This window comes from Mycobacterium simiae, from assembly GCF_010727605.1.
Classification (GTDB): domain Bacteria; phylum Actinomycetota; class Actinomycetes; order Mycobacteriales; family Mycobacteriaceae; genus Mycobacterium; species Mycobacterium simiae.
Window position 1 is genome coordinate 3,745,875 of sequence record NZ_AP022568.1, and the last position, 15,026, is coordinate 3,760,900.

The following is a 15,026-nucleotide window of genomic DNA, read 5'->3' on the forward strand; positions in this document are numbered from 1 at the left end:
GCGGAGATTACCTAGACCGCGATGAGCTCCTTGAGGTTGCCGCCCATTACGCGCGCGGTGGTGGCCGCAGGGAGGTTTTCGAGCTCCGTGACGAAGTCCGCGGGCGCGGCCAATCCCTCGGGATGCGGGTAGTCCGAGCCGAACATCACCCGATCCGCACCGAGGATGTCGATGAGGTGCGACATGTCCTCCTCGTGGAACGGGTTCACCCACACGTGTCTGCGGAAGACATCCCCCGGGTGCTCGCTGAAATCGCGCGGCTTCTTGCGGTACACCCGATCGAACGCATCCATCAGGCGCTGCGCCCACGACCCCCCGTTCTCGACCACGCCGATGCGCAGGCCCGGAAACCGCTCGAACACGCCGTGCGCGATGAACGCTGCCAGCGTGTCGAAGATGTGGCGGCTCTCCTCGTAGATGAATCCGCGGAACTTCGTCAGCTGGAAGCCCTGGAATTCGTCACCGCCCTCCCAATCGGAGAGGTAGCGGTCGTAACCGGAGTCGGAGTTGTGCATCTGAACCGAGATGCCCGACGACTCGACGAGCCGCCAGAAGTCGTCGAACTCGGGCAGGGCAGGTGAGCGGGAGGTGCCGTCTTCCCTCGGCACCGGCGCCGGCCGGATCAACACCGTCTTCGCCCCGTTTTCCAGGCACCACTCGAGTTCCGCGACGCCCTTCGCCGGATCGTTGAGTGAGATGGCCGGGACGGGGAAGATACGGTCCTTGAAGTTGAACGTCCAGTCCTCAAGCAGCCAGCGGTTGAAGGCGTGGGTAACCGCGTGGGTGAGCTCGGTGTCGCACTTGGTCCGTTCCTCGAGCATGCCCGCCGTGGTCGGAAACATCAGCGCGCCGTCAACGCCCTGGCGGTCCATCAACGCCAGGCGCAGGTCGGGACGTCGGAACTCGTCTGGACAGCGAATCGGCTCGGCAAGCTCGCGCAGCGTCTTGCCCTCCGGGTTGATCCCGCGGTAGTAATCGGCCCAGGCGCCGGGAGTGGGAATCACCTCGTAGGTGGGGTTGGGGATGGTCTCGGTGATAACGCCCAGGATCTGCAGCTTCTTGCGGCCATTGATGTCGACGAACTTCAATGCTTCGGAATACTTCTCCGGCAGGTATCGCGTATAGGCGTCGATCGTCTCGTACATGTGATTGTCCGCATCCCACACTTCGAAAGCCTTGGGCTGGGGCATTGTGGTTCCTTTCGAGACACTGTCAGGTTCGCCGAAACGCGGCTGGAGCTTGTTGACGTCCACTCAGCTGCCGGGAGCGCACCGAACGACAACGCCACTATCCTAGATTGAGAGTGCTCATTCTCGCACCAAATTACCGAGAACAGCGGCCGGTGGAAAATTCGACCCCGAGACATTCACTCCCGCGCCGCGGCCGCGACTTCCTGCAGGCGGTCGATCACCAGTCGCGGCGCGTCGCCGGGGACGAGGACTTGTACATGATCGATGCCCAGTCGACGGTAGGCGTCACACGTTTCGGACAATGATCGGGCGTCGGCATAGGTGGTCGACGCGACCTTGTACAGGTTCGCCGCCGATCTGCCTTGGGCGTCGGCGAATCGGTTCAGGGTCGCGATGAGTTCGGCCAGCCGGCCCGCGGAGGTCGGCGCAGAAATCCAGCCGTCTCCGATCCGCGCTGCCCGCTCGAGCGCCGTATCGGAGTGACCGCCCACCAGGATCGGAATGGGTCGTTGAGCGGGCTGCGGGCGCGAATCCATCGGTGCGAAATCATAGAACCGCCCGTGGAACTCGACGTAGGGATCGGCCGCGCACCACAGTGTCCGCAAGACCGCGATGTGTTCCTCGCTGCGGGCACCCCGGCGGTCCCATGGCATGCCCATCGCCGTTGCCTCCTCCTTCAACCACCCGACTCCCACGCCGTAGACGAGGCGGCCGCCCGAAAACGCGTCGAGCGACGCGAGCTGCTTGGCGTTGACGATCGGATTACGAAGAGGAAGAACGGAAATCGATGATCCGAGCCCGACGCTGTTCGTGAACCCTGCTACCCAACTGAGCGTGGTCATCAGCTCGAAATTTGGGGCGAGATTTTCGGCGAGCCAACCGTCGGCGACTCGCGTTGGCTTACGGCCGAGCACATAGAACGAGTCGGTGTGACGGGGCAGGACGAGATGGTCGACCGCCCAGAGCCTGTCGATACCGCAGCCCTCGGCAGTCTGAGCGAAGTCGCGGATGAAGGACGGCGATGCATGTGGGCCGCTGTGGGGGAGGACGAGACCGATTTCCACGAGCGCCTAGAGGTTGGTGAAGTGGCCGCCGTCGACCCCGATGGTCTGGCCGGTGAGGTATCTGGCGCGCGGGCCCACGAGGAACGTGACGGCCGAACCGATGTCGATCTGCGGATCGCCGATGCGGCCCAGTGGGATCCGCCGTGCGAGCCGCTCCTCCATTGCGGGCTCCGCTTCGATGGCCGCGGTCATAGCGGGCGAGTAGGCGAGCGGCGAGATGACGTTGACGGTGATGCCGTGAGGCCCCCATTCGCGTGCCAGGCTTTTGGCGAAGCCCCGCAGTGCTCCTTTCACCGTGGCGTACAGCGGTAGTGTGGCGCTCCCCTCGATACCGGCGGGCGAGGTCATCACCAAGAAGGTCCCTGCGCGTTCGCACAGCGCCTCGAAAGCCGCGCTCGCGCAGTGATACGCGCCCGTCACCGAGACGCCGATGTGGTCCTGCCACAACGCCTCGTCGACGTCCTGGAGGCGGTGCGGCTGGCTGGATGCGTTGCTTGTGGCGTTGTGGATCAGGGCATCAAGGCGCCCAGTGCCGCGCACTGCGGCATCGACAGCGCCGACTACGGACTCCCGGACGGTGACGTCACAGCGGACCCAGCTCGCCCGATGACCACTCTCCACGAGTTCGGCGGCGATGGCTCTTCCGTTGTCCGATCGGGTGGCAATGAAGACGTGGGCGCCGTCCAGTGCGAGGGCGCGGGCGATTCCGTGCCCCACGCCGCCACCGGCTCCGGTGACCAGCACCGTGTAATCGTTGATCGTCATGGGAGCATCACGGCTCCGCCGTCGACGATGACGGTTTCGCCGACGAGACCAGTGACTTCCCGCTTGAGCAGAAATCGTGTCGTCTCGACTATCGATTCGATGAGCGCGTCATCGTCCTGAAGCGCGGCCGCGGTCACGTGGCCGGCCGATGCGCTCAGCCGGGGCGCGAAAAGATGAAGCGGAGCGGCGATCATATTGACGATGAGGTTTTGAGATGCCCATTGGCGAGCAGCGGACTTGGCCATCGCACGGATTCCCTCGAGTGCGGTGGCGTAGGGAACTAGGCATGGCGCCCCGGTCATTCCGATGGACGGCAGCACCAGGACGATGCGCCCTCCCTTTTGGCGCATCGAGGAATACGAGCGTTGCAACGCATTCAGCGCCTGTCGCATCGGATGCTCCGCGAGTCGGTGCCACTCTGTTGCACGCAACGTGCCGATGCGAGTTGGTTCGAGTGACGCATCGACGCCGACCACGATGACAACGTGGTCGGAGGTCGGCTGAGTCGATTCGTCGACGTCGTGGACGACTGATTCGAGACGTGCTGCGATCGCCGCCGAGATGGCATCACTGCGCCCGATCACGTGCGGAGCTGTCATGTTTCTACACCGACCTACGGTTTTGGAATCGAGGACGCCTTCGCCTGCCGTGCGATTCGCTCATCGTGGATCTTCACCAGTTCGCGGAAGCCGATTCGGTTGTACCGCGGGTGGGGTTGGACTCCCCAGTCGTCCTTTGCGGTGTGCTGCCCAGCCGCTTCGGGGGCGCCGCCGAAGGGCGGACCGCCGAGGGGATAGGGCTGCTCGCATTCGATCGTGTCGTTGGAGTACCGCACCTTGAGCAATTCGCTGCAGATCTCGGTGAGTGACAGCGTGGGCCACCCGTACCAGACCGCAATCACCGGTACGGTAAGCGATCCCTCGATCACCAATCCGAACAGGCAGACGAACAATCCTCGCTTGAGCCACTTGTGCATTCGCGCCCACGTCGATGTCGTGCCCGGCGGCAGCGACTCGGCCGATGCGCTTGCGTCCACGATTGATTCAGACACCGTAGTCCTTTCCGGGATCGGTCAGTCGGAGAAGATTTCCCGGTTGACCGTGTGCAGGTAGGGGATAGCGAGGAACGGCGTTATGTAAAAGACGTTGTAGGCCCACCAGGCCAGCACGGGCAGGCCCACGGCCGCATAACGGACATCGGCGTACAACGTCATGTTGAAGATGTAGCCGGTCCACACCACCACGCCGAACCAGCACGTCACGATCATCCACTGGTGGCCCCAGCGCTTCATCTGGAGGAAGCCAATCGCGGCGGCCATCCGCATGGGAAAGGCGATGAGGACGCAGACGAGAACCCACGCCTTCTCGCCCGGAGCACTGGCACCTCCGATCCAGAGTTCGTTGTAGTGCCAGAAATATCCCCCGTCCATCAGATTCCCCCATGCAGTGAACACGGTGCGGGTGATCAGCGCGTGATTGGCGAATAGGTCGAGCGCCCAGCCGATGCTGTTCAGAGCCGCGTCCAGGATGATGACGTAGCCGATGAGCGTGACCATCAACGGACGCACGGATAGGCCCTCGCGTTGGGCATTGCGCAACAGGTACAAGCCACGCAGAAAGAGCGGGAGCCCGAACACGCCGAGCACGAGGGTGCCCATCAGTGCCGTGCCTGCGATCAGCCACAGATCCGCTTGTCGTTGTGCCCGACGGCTCTGTTGGTCGTGTTCGTCCAAACTTGGTGCCGCGAAGTGAGACCCACCGTTGGTGCGGGGTGACATCGCAGAGGGCAATCGCATGGGCCTACCAATCTCTTGTCAGCAACATCGATAGCTGGATGAGAAACATCGTCAGTAACAGGCCGTAAATCCAAATCTGGAAAACGATGAGGCCGCGTCTGCGTCGGCGATCCTGGTCGTCCACCGCGCTGATCCCTCCTTGATCTTTCGGGTACCGGTGGGGCATGCCGACCGCGACGCCCCACTGCGAGTGCTGTTCGCCCCCCCGGGATCGGAGGCCCCATCGCGGCGGTTAAAACGTGCCGATGTTCGAGAGCATCCAGTAGAAGAAGGCGACCAGTGCGCACATGACGCCCCAGGTAACCGCCATCCGCACCAATTCTTCGATCACGTCCGTTACTCCTGACTCCGGCGGCTGCTGGGTGAGATCCAAATATTCTCCGGATGCTAGCAGTACTCTCAATTTAGAGAATATGTGTTATCAAAAGCGGGAGCGGTGAACCGGCAGCTTCACACGTCGGCCATGGCGGCGAGTTCGCGCTTGACCACCTTGCCGACGTCGTTGCGGGGCAGCCGGTTGACGAACACGAATCGCACGGGTACGCGATATGGCGTCAGCCGCTCCCGGCACCAGGCGGTGAGGCTCTCCTCTGTCACCGTGTCATCACCGCGCACGACAAATGCCCACGGCACCTCGCCGAGCCGCTCGTCCGGTACGCCCACGACGGCGGCTTCCCGCACACCGCCGGCGCCGAGGATGACGTCCTCTACGGTGCCCGGGAAGACCTTGAGGCCGCCGCGGTTGATCATGTCCGACACCCGGCCGTCTAGCCACAGGAACCCATCGTCGTCGAACCAACCCAGGTCACCGGTGTGGAACCAGCCATCGTCGGTGAGCCGGTCGAGGAAGGCCGGATCGATGTTGCGGGCCGCTGTCGTTGGCGTGCGCACCATCACCTCGTCGTCGGCAATGGTCACATCAATGCCCGGCAGCGGCCGTCCCACCGATCCGAGTTTGGTCTCGCCCCACTCGCGGGCATCGGCGGCCGACCAGCCCACCACCTCGCCGCCGAGTTCTGTTTGGCCGTAGGAGTTGAGCACGATCACCCCGAACTTGTCCCTGAATCGGGCCGCTTGAACGGGCGACAGGGGAGCCGTGATCGACCGCACGATCCTCAGCGGCGACAAGTCCGTAACCGAGTCGTCGTGCAGCACCATGGTGAGCGCCGCGGGCGGCAGCACCGTGGATCGCAGTTGGTACCGCCGAATCAGCGCGGCGAAATCCGACGCGGAAAATCGCTCCATCAGCACCACGCCCGAACGTGCGCGGAACGCGAACAGCACCTGGTAGATGCCGGCCCACAACGACAACGACAGCGGCACAAGGTTCGGCATAGGCGGACGCTTCGGGGTTTCTGTGGCAGTTTTGGTGCCACGCAGTTTCGTCAACAGTCGGTCGATCAGGTCGAGCACCGTCGTGTGACGAAGTGGCACCGGCTTCGGTGGACCCGTCGTACCGGAAGTGAACTGCAGCAGCGCCACATCGGCGTCGCAACACCGCGCATCGGCCGGCTGGTCGCCTTGGCCCGCCGTCGCCCACGCCAACGCGTGACCGAGGATGACGGGGATGTGAAACGTCGAAAAACGATGTGCCAGACCGGGCGTCGTGATGACTGCGGCGGGGCGCAATGTCTTCAGCTGGTCCACGACCTCGACGTCGGCCGCCCTCGGGTTCAGCGGTGTGTACACCCCACCGGCACGCCACGTGCCGAACAGCGCGGCGACGGCGGTTGCGTCGTTGGGCAGCATGGCGGCCACAACCTGCCCCGTTGTCAGTCCGCTCTCGGTGAGCACCGCGCCGAGTTGGTCGGCGCTGGCTGTCAGCTCGTCGCGCGACACCTCATTGTCGAGCATGTGCACCGCGATCTCGGGCAGGCCGCTCAGCAGGTCGGTGAGATTCACGAATCCACCTCCAACGGAGCCCATTTGGGACTTCGCTTGTCCGCGAAGGCAAGGGGACCCTCGTTCTGGTCGGGGTGTCCCCACATCGACGTCAGGTGCTTGGCGCCTTCTCGGCACGCGTCCGTCAGGCCGTATTCGAGCGCGCCCCACAACGCGCGCTTGGTGGCGCGCATCGCCGCGGGAGAGTTCCTGGCGATCTTCTCGGCGAGCTCCTGAGCGACCTCGCGCAGCTTTTCTGGCGGGTCGACCACTTGACTGATCATGCCGAGCTGGTATGCCCGCTGGGCGCTGAGCCGTTCGTGGCTGCCCACCAGGGCCATCCGCAGCACGGCCTCGGCCGGCATCTTGCGCATCAGGGCGATGGTTTCCAAGGCGCTGACCTGGCCGATCGAGACGTGTGGATCGACGAAGCTCGCATTCGACGACGCGATGACGATGTCGGCGTCGGCCACCCAGTGCAACCCGCCGCCGGCGCACACCCCGTTGACGGCCGTGATGACCGGCTTCTCGACGTTGCAGTGCCACGCCGTCAACTTGAGGTCCAGTGTGCGCATAGTCTCCTGAAACTGCAGCACGGCCTCGCCGTCGAGCTCCTCGACGTCGGCGCCCACCTGAAATGCTCGCCCGTTGCCGGTGTGCACGATGACGCGAACGTCGGGGTCGGCATTCAATTCCGCCCAGGCTTTGGGGAATTCCGCACGCATCACGACGTCGTAGGCGTTGAGCCGGTCCGGCCGGTCGTTGATGATCCAGCCCACCGGCCCGTGCCGCTCGACGAGCAGTCTCTGGTATGTCATGACGCCTCCGCGGCGTTCGACAGCGGTTGCCAGCGCGGCGTGCGCTTCTCGCGCCACGCCCGGGCGCCCTCGGCGTGATCGGGATGATGACGCAGCCGCCAGATTTCGTCGGCGGCATCCTCATGCGCCTGGGTCATACCGACTTCCAGGGAATGCCACAGCGCCTTTTTGGTGGCCCGCAGCGCGGTTGGGGAATTTGCGGCGATCGCGGTGGCGAGCCGACCCGCCGCGGCGTGGAGCTGGTCGGCGGGTACCACTTCGGACACGATGCCCAATTCGTAGGCCCGTTGCGCCGAGATGCGTTCGCCTTTGCCGCTTAACGCCATTCGGGTGATCGCCTCCATCGGGGACTTGCGAAGTAGCGTGATCGCCTCGTAGGCGACGGCCTGACCGAGCGACACGTGCGGGTCGACGAACGAGGCCCGCTCGGCCGCGATCACGATGTCGGCGTCGGCCACCAGGTGCAGGCCGCCGCCGGCGCAAACGCCATTCACGGCCGCGATCACGGGCTTCCATACACCGCAGTGCCATGACGAGATCTTCAGCTCGGCGTCCCGGGTCCGACGTGAATGCCGGCGCATCGCCTCCTTGTTGCGCGCCACCTGCACCACGTCCATGCCCGTACAGAATGCATCGCCGTTGGCCGTGTTGACGATCACCCGGACGGCGGGATCGTCCTCGAGGTCAGCCCAGGCCCTCTCGAGTTCGTCGAGCATCAACGAGTCGAAGGCGTTACCCGCGTTCGGCCTGTTCAGGATGAGCCAGCCGACACCGTCGGACTTCTCCACTACCAACCGTTGGTAAGTGCTCACGAGCGCGGAATGTCCTTCCAGGGCTTCCCCTTCCAGGGGTCCGGTTCCTTGGGTAGCCCGAGCACGCGTTCACCGAGGATGTTCTTGTTGATATCGGTGGTGCCGCCCTCGGTCCCGTTCGCGAGGCTGCGCAGCATGCCGTGGACGTCTCGCGGCAAGGCGTCCGGGTCCTCGGTGGCCGGCCAGGCGACCGCGTCGGTGCCCAGCAGGTCCACCATGAGGTTCTGGATTTGCTGGTTGAGCGTGGCCTGGTGCACCTTGCCGATCGAGGATGCGGCTCCCGGCGACTGGCCGGCCGAAAGTGCCGCCCTGACACGGTCATTGGTCCAGCCGCGGATCTGCTCCTGTGCCCACAGCCGCATGATCTTGTTCCGGACGACCGGGTCGTCCCACCGGCCGGTCTCGCGCGCCAGCGCTATCAGGCGATCCGTGCCGGAGCCGCCCAGGCGCCCCATGCCTCCCGACCCGGAGCCCGACACCATCTGCCGCTCACTGGACAACGTCGATGCGCTGACCCGCCAGCCGTCGTTGACCTCGCCCACGCGGTGCGCGTCAGGTACCCGGGCATTGTCGATGAAGACCTCGTTGAACTCCGCCTCGCCGGTGATCTGACGTAATGGCCGCACCTCGACGCCGGGTTGATGCATGTCGAGCAGAAAGTAGGTGATGCCCTTGTGCTTGGGCGCCTCCGGATCGGTTCTGGCGAGCAGGATCGCGAAGTCGGCCTCGTCGGCCCATGTGGTCCAGACCTTTTGGCCCGAGATCACCCAGTCGTAGGCGTCCCGGACGGCCCGGGTCGCCAACGACGCGAGGTCGGACCCGGCGCCGGGCTCGCTGAACAGCTGGCACCACTTTTCCTCGTTGCGCACGATCGGCGGCAGGAACCGCAGCCGCTGCTCTTCGGTGCCGTGGCTGAACAACGCTGCGGCAGCGTTATTGAGCCCCAAGGGATTCAGCCGGGACAGTCGCAGCGGACGCAGCACCCGATCGATTGCCCGGGCGACCTCGTTGCCGATACCCAGTCCGCCGTATTCGCGCGCCCAGGTCGGCACGACAAGACCGCTCGCGGCGAAGATGGGATACCACTGCCGGTAGTCCGCGGGACTTCGCACCGCGCGCAGGGCAGCGGGCCCCTCGGCGGCGGCGGCGCGCCAGGAGGCCGGTACCTCGGCGTCGACCCATTGTTCGACGGCCGCGACGGCTTCGGCGGCGCTAGTGGCCTCGGTGATCGGCAGTGGCGTCATGATTTCTAGCGCCCTTGGAACTTCGCGTCACGTCTGTCGCGGAAGGCCGCCAAACCCTCTTTGAAATCGTCACTGCGGCTGGATAACTCGAGCGCCATCGCCTCGTTCTGCAGGTGACGGTCCAGGTCGAGCCCGTTGCCGCTCTGCAGCAGCCACTTGGTGAGGCCCAGCGCCACCGTGGGGGCGTCGGCAAGGCCCGCGATCAGTTCGCTTGCGGCCGCTTCCAGTTCACTGACAGGTGCGGCGGCGTGAATGATGCCCCACTCGGCCGCGGTGGAGCCGGAGATTTCCTTGCCGAGCATCAGGAGCTGCCGAGTGCGGACCAGTCCGACGAGCCGCGGCAACAGCCAGGCCGCACCGCTGTCGGGGGTGAAGCCGCGGGCCATGAAGGGTTCCCAGAACCGCGCATCCTCGGCGGCGACGCAGAAGTCGGAAGCTAGCGCAAGGTGAAACCCGAGACCGGCGGCCCAGCCCCGCACCACCGACACGATCGGCAGCTGAGTCTCGAGCATCAGCGGGATGAGCCGATTGGCTTTGTTGGGCAGCCGGCGCTGTGTGCTACCCACCCTGGGCTTTCGCTCGGCGCGGGTGTTATTGGCGATCAGGTCGGAGCCCGCGCAGAAGTCAGGTCCCGCGGCGTCGATCCTGATGACACGGACGGACTCGTCGACACCCGCGGCCGCGACATGGGCGATCATCGCGTCGAGCATGACGTCGTTGACCGCGTTCCGGCGGTCGGCCCGCTCGAAACTTAGGTGCAAGATCGCACCTTCTTGTTCGGCCCTGAGGCCTTCAACGCTGTCGTAACTCATCTGCTCAGGCTTCGGCGAATCGCGCCGACACGGCGGTGAGCAGGTCGGTTAGGTTGGTTGCCCGTCCGGGTGGATCGGGTAACCGGACGGGTCCGTGTTCGCGGCTGGGCAGCAGAATGGTGGCGTTTCCCGGCGCGGTGATCTGGCCACGGTGGTTTGTCGCCGCCAGCTCGAGGTCGACAGCCGGCCGAGCGTCCTCGGCGAGATACTTGCGGACCACCCTTCCGGTGATGGTGTGTAGATCGCCGACATAGTTGAAGAGCCGGAATTCGCAGCCGAGCTTCCACAGCCAGCCGTCGTCACCCATCCAGTCGGTACACAGGTGGATAAGCCACGTCTCGCGCATCCGGCCGTAGTCGAAGGTGGTGGGATTCCCGGCGTTGCGGGCTGCCTCCGGTTCCCAGTGCACCCGCTGTTGCACATCGGGCACACCATGTTCGTTGGGCGTGTAAAAACGGGGAATGCGCTGCCGATTGCGCCATGCCAGCCGCAGGGGCCGCACCCCATACATCCCGGTCCCCATGCCGACGTGCCAGCAGACCATGTCGGTGACCGTCAGCGGGCCTTTGGTCAAGGTTCCGATGTCGTCACCCTCGTCGACATCCTCCCACCATCGCGGGTCGCCGCCGCGCGCTGTTTCGCGCGCGTATCTCTCGTCTAATTCCGCGATTTCGTGCGGCATCCACGACTTCAGCTCGACGGCCTCGTACTTCTTGCGGCCGCGCGCCTTGCTGCGCTCGGTGCGGATCATGTTGCGGTACTGCGCGCCCAAGATGACGCCTTCGTCGTCGCGGAACACCTGTGCCGACCACTCGTGGACGGCCCGATCGGCGAATTCGCTGCTCTTGTCCAGCGCCGCGACCAGAGCGTTGCGTCGGAAGACGCGATGATTGGCACGCAGCGGCGCCCACCACTCGCGCGACGAAGAGGCGTAAAAGGCATGGACGCCGCGCAAAGGGTCACCCTTGGTCAAAGCTCGGTCTTCGTCGGAGAGCGTGGTCACCTCGTCCTCGCCTATCAGGGTGTCGCCCCCGACGAGCGCAGGTGGCGCGATCGACTCGCCCCACACGGATTTGGCGGCGTACTCCGGGTCGGTCCACAGCGGGTTGGCGTCGCCGTAGCTCTCCGCCACGTGGCGGAAGCAGTCTTCATTGGGTCTGACGTAGTGCGGCGGCTGAGTGTGCGGAACCGCGATGCCGATGGTGGCACGCAACCGGGCCAATCCCTCGTCGGTAATCTGACCGGCTTCCGGCATGGAAATTAAGATACCCGAAAAACGGAAACGCCGTTAACGCAGGGATGAGGATATGAGCGAGCAACCATCGGGCATCGTTTCGACCGTCGGTGAGGACGGGGTGTTGCGAATCACCATCGACCGCGCTGATGTCGGAAATTCGTTGTCGCCCTTGGCCCGCGAGGCGCTCACCGAGGCGTTGATCCTGGCCAACGACCGATCCGACGTCCGTGCCGTCCTGTTGAGCGCAACCGGTGACCGCCATTTCTGTGCCGGTGCGGCCTTGACCTCACCGGCCGCGAACGCTGATACACAACCAAAACCCCTCTCGGACAAGCGGCCCGGCGATATCGCTCGGATGCTGCAGCAAGGCTGGCAGCGATTGATTGCGTCGATATTGGATTGCGACAAACCGGTGGTGGCCGCTGTCAACGGCACGGCGGCCGGCGCGGGCGCCAGCTTGGTGCTGGCAGCCGATCTGGTCGTGATGTCGGCGGAGGCCAAGCTCGTGGAGGCGTTTGTGCATCGGGGGATCCTTCCCGATTCGGGGGCCGTCCATCTCCTGACGAGAATTGTCGGTTTGCGCAAGGCCACCGAACTCTTGATGCTCGGTGAACCAGTCGATGCGCTCACCTGCGAGAAGCTCGGGCTGGTCAATCGCGTGACCGCACCGGAAGACACCCACGCGGTCGCCGAAGAGTTCGCGGTACGGCTGGCCGCGGGGCCCACGGTAATGCTGGCGCTGACCAAACGACTGTTGTCGGTGTCGTCGGAGTCGGATCGACACCGCGCGTTCGAGCAGGAAGCGTGGGCGCAGGAGGTGGTGTCGGGCACCGAGGACCTGCAAGAGGGCCTTGCGGCGTTCGCCGAGCGCCGAGAGCCCAAGTTTCTCGGTCGTTGACCAGCCGCGTGTTAGGCCGCGGCGGGTCCGCCCCGAATGGTGAACGTGGCGCTGTCGTCGATCTCGTCGATCGACGATGCCACCGACTCCGCGGTCAAAGCCGTGTCCTCGATTCCCTTGGTGACGCCGATGAACACCCGTGACACCTTCCCGGCGCCGACCGAGTAGATGTGCGCGGTTCGGTCGCAGGACCGATGACAGAGGTAGATCACCACCGGGGTGACGAGCTCGGGATGCATGGCCTTACCGGCCTCCCCCATGATGTCCTCGGTCATCCGTGTCCGCGCGATGGGAGCGATGGCGTTGATCGCGATGCCGTTGCGGGCACCTTCGATGGCGAGGACGTGCATCATGCCGACCAGGCCCATCTTCGCGGCGCCGTAGTTCGCCTGACCGAAGTTGCCGAAAAGCCCAGTGCCAGAAGTGGTCTGAACGATTCGTCCGTAATTTTGCGCCCGCATGATCGGCCACACCGCGCGTGTCACATTGAAGGCGCCGGCCAGGTGTACCGCGATGACCGCGTCGACCTGCTCGGCGGTCATGTTCTTGAATGCTGCGTCGCGCAGAATCCCCGCGTTGTTCACCAGAATATCCACCTGGCCGAAGGCGTCCATCGCGGCCGCCGCGATCGCGGCGCCGCCTTCCTCAGTGGCCACCGAGTCACCGTTGGCGATCGCGGTGCCGCCCGCGGCAGTGATCTCGTCAACCACGGCTTGGGCCGCCGACGTCGACGCTCCGCTGCCATCCACGCTGCTGCCCAGGTCGTTGACCACGACTCGAGCGCCACGCCGAGCGAGCTCGAGGGCGTGACAGCGGCCAAGCCCGCCACCGGCACCGGTGACGATGGCCACCTGATTATCGAAAGTCATTGACTGCATGGGTGAGAGGTTACATTTACTTAATCGAGAGCAGTAATTTGCATCGGAGGGACATTCATGACCGGCCCGACTGAATTGCTGCGGCATGCGCGGCGGCGAGCCGACGCGCTGCGCCGTCGCTACCGCGCGGCCGGTCTCTGGACCGGGGATCCGGTTGACATGGTGCGATCCGCTGCCGCGCGGTCTCCCGGCCGCCCCGCCGTGGTGGATCGCGGTGCCGAGCTCACTTACGGGGAGCTAGACAAGCGCATCGATTCGGCCGCCGTGGCCATGGTCGATGCCGGAGTGGTCCGCGGCAGCGCGATCGTCTTGGTGGTTGGTAACGACGTGGACTCGGTGGTGGCGATCCACGCGGCGCTGCGGGTGGACGCGCTCGTCCTGCTCGTGCCGCGTAGTGCCGGGGCGAAGCAGCTCGCCGACATCATTGCCCGCACCCGAGCGCGGGTCGGCTCGGCGCCGAATTGGACCACGGTCAGCCAGCCGGAACTATCCGGGCTTTGTCGTTGGATCGACCTTGGCGACGGTCAGCGCGGGAGCGCCGGTTCGCCGCGCCCCGCGCGGCCGGCCGACGAACCATCCGTCGTGCTCTACACCTCGGGGACCACGTCTCGGCCCAAGGGCGTCATCCACTCGCTGAGCACATTGGCCAAGGCGTCGGCGAACTACACTGCGGCAGCGGGTTTGGGTGCCGAAGACCGGATCTTTTTGATCAGCCCGCTGGCATCGGTCACCGGGGTCTTGCAAGCGTTGTTCATCGGCCCAATGCTCGCGATACCGGTGATCCTCGAGGACCGTTGGGACCCGTCGGCGACGTGCGAGCTGCTGGTCACCTCCGGTGCGACGTGGTACGGCGGCCCGGACCGGCTGCTCGATCGCATACTCGACGAGGCCGCTACGCGCGATGGGGCGGTCCCCCTGCGCGCGGTCTATCTCGGTGGCACGACGCTGGACCGGCGGATCGTCGAACGCGTCGAACGCGATTTCGGCATCGTCGTCATGCGCGCGTACGGGTCCTCGGAAGTGCCCGTCAGCACGTCCGGTCTGCGGGACGAACCGCGCGTCGTGCGCCATGCCGATGACGGAGTGCCGCTCGAGGACGTCGACGTCCGCATCGGATCCGTGGCCGAGCCCGCCGAGTGCTGCATCAAGGGTCCGCACACTTTCCTGGGTTATACCGATGCCCAGGACGACGAGCTGGCGTTCGACGGTGAGTGGTTCCGCACCGGCGATGTGGCGGAGATCGTCGGCGGGCGGGTGCGCATCGTCGGCCGGATCAAGGACATCGTGATCCGCAATGGCCTGAAGATCCCGGCGGCCGAAGTGGAGGAGGCCGTGTCGCGGATAGCTGGGGTCCGCGAATGTGCCGCCTACGCGGTTGCCGACAACACCACCGGGGAGCGGCTGGCCATGGCAATCGTCCTCGAACCCGAGGTCGAGATGACGCTGGCCGAGGTCGCCGAAGCTCTCCTTTCCGAGGGGCTGCCGAAATACAAACTGCCAGAGGAGCTGGTGTTGTGGGACGAGCCGCTGCCCGTCAATGCCAACGGCAAGATCGACCGCACCAAGCTCGACGCACGATCGGCCGGGCGCCGGCGGCTCATCGCCGACCGCCTGGCGACCGCGGGTTGATGG

General features: G+C 65.2%; 15 protein-coding genes. 2 read left to right on the forward strand and 13 right to left on the reverse strand.

Annotated elements, in window-relative coordinates; all coding sequences use genetic code 11:
* Positions 1–11: 11 nt before the first annotated feature.
* The 12 genes from G6N33_RS17645 to G6N33_RS17700 all read right to left on the reverse strand — a co-directional run bounded on the left by G6N33_RS17645 (position 12) and on the right by G6N33_RS17700 (position 11,636).
* Positions 12–1,190 carry an amidohydrolase family protein gene (locus tag G6N33_RS17645; RefSeq protein WP_044512315.1) on the reverse strand — a complete coding sequence of 393 codons (1,179 nt, stop codon included), beginning with the start codon at positions 1,188–1,190 and terminating at the stop codon, positions 12–14.
* 176 nt (positions 1,191–1,366) lie between these two features.
* Complete coding sequence (locus tag G6N33_RS17650; protein WP_049919004.1) at positions 1,367–2,254, reverse strand: TIGR03619 family F420-dependent LLM class oxidoreductase; 888 nt, start codon at positions 2,252–2,254, stop codon at positions 1,367–1,369.
* A 6-nt stretch (positions 2,255–2,260) separates the two neighbouring features.
* The gene (locus G6N33_RS17655; RefSeq protein ID WP_044507929.1) at positions 2,261–3,019 is read right to left on the reverse strand and encodes an SDR family NAD(P)-dependent oxidoreductase; all 759 of its coding nucleotides are present in this window, start codon (positions 3,017–3,019) and stop codon (positions 2,261–2,263) included.
* Complete coding sequence (locus G6N33_RS17660; RefSeq protein WP_044507928.1) at positions 3,016–3,618, reverse strand: SDR family oxidoreductase; 603 nt, start codon at positions 3,616–3,618, stop codon at positions 3,016–3,018. The genes G6N33_RS17655 and G6N33_RS17660 overlap by 4 nt, the downstream gene beginning before the upstream one ends.
* Positions 3,619–3,632: 14 nt before the next feature.
* Positions 3,633–3,995, reverse strand: coding sequence for a hypothetical protein (locus tag G6N33_RS17665; RefSeq protein ID WP_044507926.1), 363 nt, complete (start codon positions 3,993–3,995; stop codon positions 3,633–3,635).
* Between the two features lie 96 nt (positions 3,996–4,091).
* Positions 4,092–4,751 carry a hypothetical protein gene (locus G6N33_RS17670; RefSeq protein ID WP_044512312.1) on the reverse strand — a complete coding sequence of 220 codons (660 nt, stop codon included), beginning with the start codon at positions 4,749–4,751 and terminating at the stop codon, positions 4,092–4,094.
* A gap of 513 nt (positions 4,752–5,264) precedes the next feature.
* A complete protein-coding gene (locus G6N33_RS17675) occupies positions 5,265–6,716 on the reverse strand; it encodes a class I adenylate-forming enzyme family protein (RefSeq protein WP_044507924.1) in 1,452 nt (483 codons plus the stop codon).
* Positions 6,713–7,513 carry an enoyl-CoA hydratase/isomerase family protein gene (locus G6N33_RS17680; RefSeq protein WP_044507922.1) on the reverse strand — a complete coding sequence of 267 codons (801 nt, stop codon included), beginning with the start codon at positions 7,511–7,513 and terminating at the stop codon, positions 6,713–6,715. Before G6N33_RS17680 ends, G6N33_RS17675 begins: the two co-directional genes overlap by 4 nt.
* A complete protein-coding gene (locus G6N33_RS17685) occupies positions 7,510–8,325 on the reverse strand; it encodes an enoyl-CoA hydratase/isomerase family protein (RefSeq protein ID WP_044507920.1) in 816 nt (271 codons plus the stop codon). The genes G6N33_RS17680 and G6N33_RS17685 overlap by 4 nt, the downstream gene beginning before the upstream one ends.
* Complete coding sequence (locus G6N33_RS17690) at positions 8,322–9,569, reverse strand: acyl-CoA dehydrogenase family protein (RefSeq protein WP_044507918.1); 1,248 nt, start codon at positions 9,567–9,569, stop codon at positions 8,322–8,324. Before G6N33_RS17690 ends, G6N33_RS17685 begins: the two co-directional genes overlap by 4 nt.
* Positions 9,570–9,574: 5 nt before the next feature.
* A complete protein-coding gene (locus G6N33_RS17695) occupies positions 9,575–10,381 on the reverse strand; it encodes an enoyl-CoA hydratase/isomerase family protein (RefSeq protein ID WP_044507916.1) in 807 nt (268 codons plus the stop codon).
* 4 nt (positions 10,382–10,385) lie between these two features.
* Entirely contained in the window at positions 10,386–11,636 is a 1,251-nt protein-coding gene (locus G6N33_RS17700; RefSeq protein ID WP_044507914.1) for a hotdog family protein, read from the reverse strand.
* Between the two features lie 52 nt (positions 11,637–11,688).
* On the opposite strand from G6N33_RS17700, the gene G6N33_RS17705 reads away from it, so the two are divergent.
* Positions 11,689–12,516, forward strand: a complete 828-nt coding sequence (locus G6N33_RS17705) for an enoyl-CoA hydratase/isomerase family protein (protein ID WP_044507912.1) — start codon at positions 11,689–11,691, stop codon at positions 12,514–12,516.
* A gap of 11 nt (positions 12,517–12,527) precedes the next feature.
* Here the strand turns inward: G6N33_RS17705 and G6N33_RS17710 are convergent, their stop codons facing one another.
* Positions 12,528–13,394: an SDR family NAD(P)-dependent oxidoreductase gene (locus G6N33_RS17710; RefSeq protein ID WP_044507910.1), complete on the reverse strand. Its 867-nt coding sequence runs from the start codon at positions 13,392–13,394 to the stop codon at positions 12,528–12,530.
* 108 nt (positions 13,395–13,502) lie between these two features.
* Here G6N33_RS17710 and G6N33_RS17715 point away from each other — a divergent pair, with 108 nt between their 5' ends.
* Positions 13,503–15,023, forward strand: coding sequence for a class I adenylate-forming enzyme family protein (locus G6N33_RS17715; protein ID WP_081662340.1), 1,521 nt, complete (start codon positions 13,503–13,505; stop codon positions 15,021–15,023).
* Positions 15,024–15,026 lie beyond the last annotated feature (3 nt).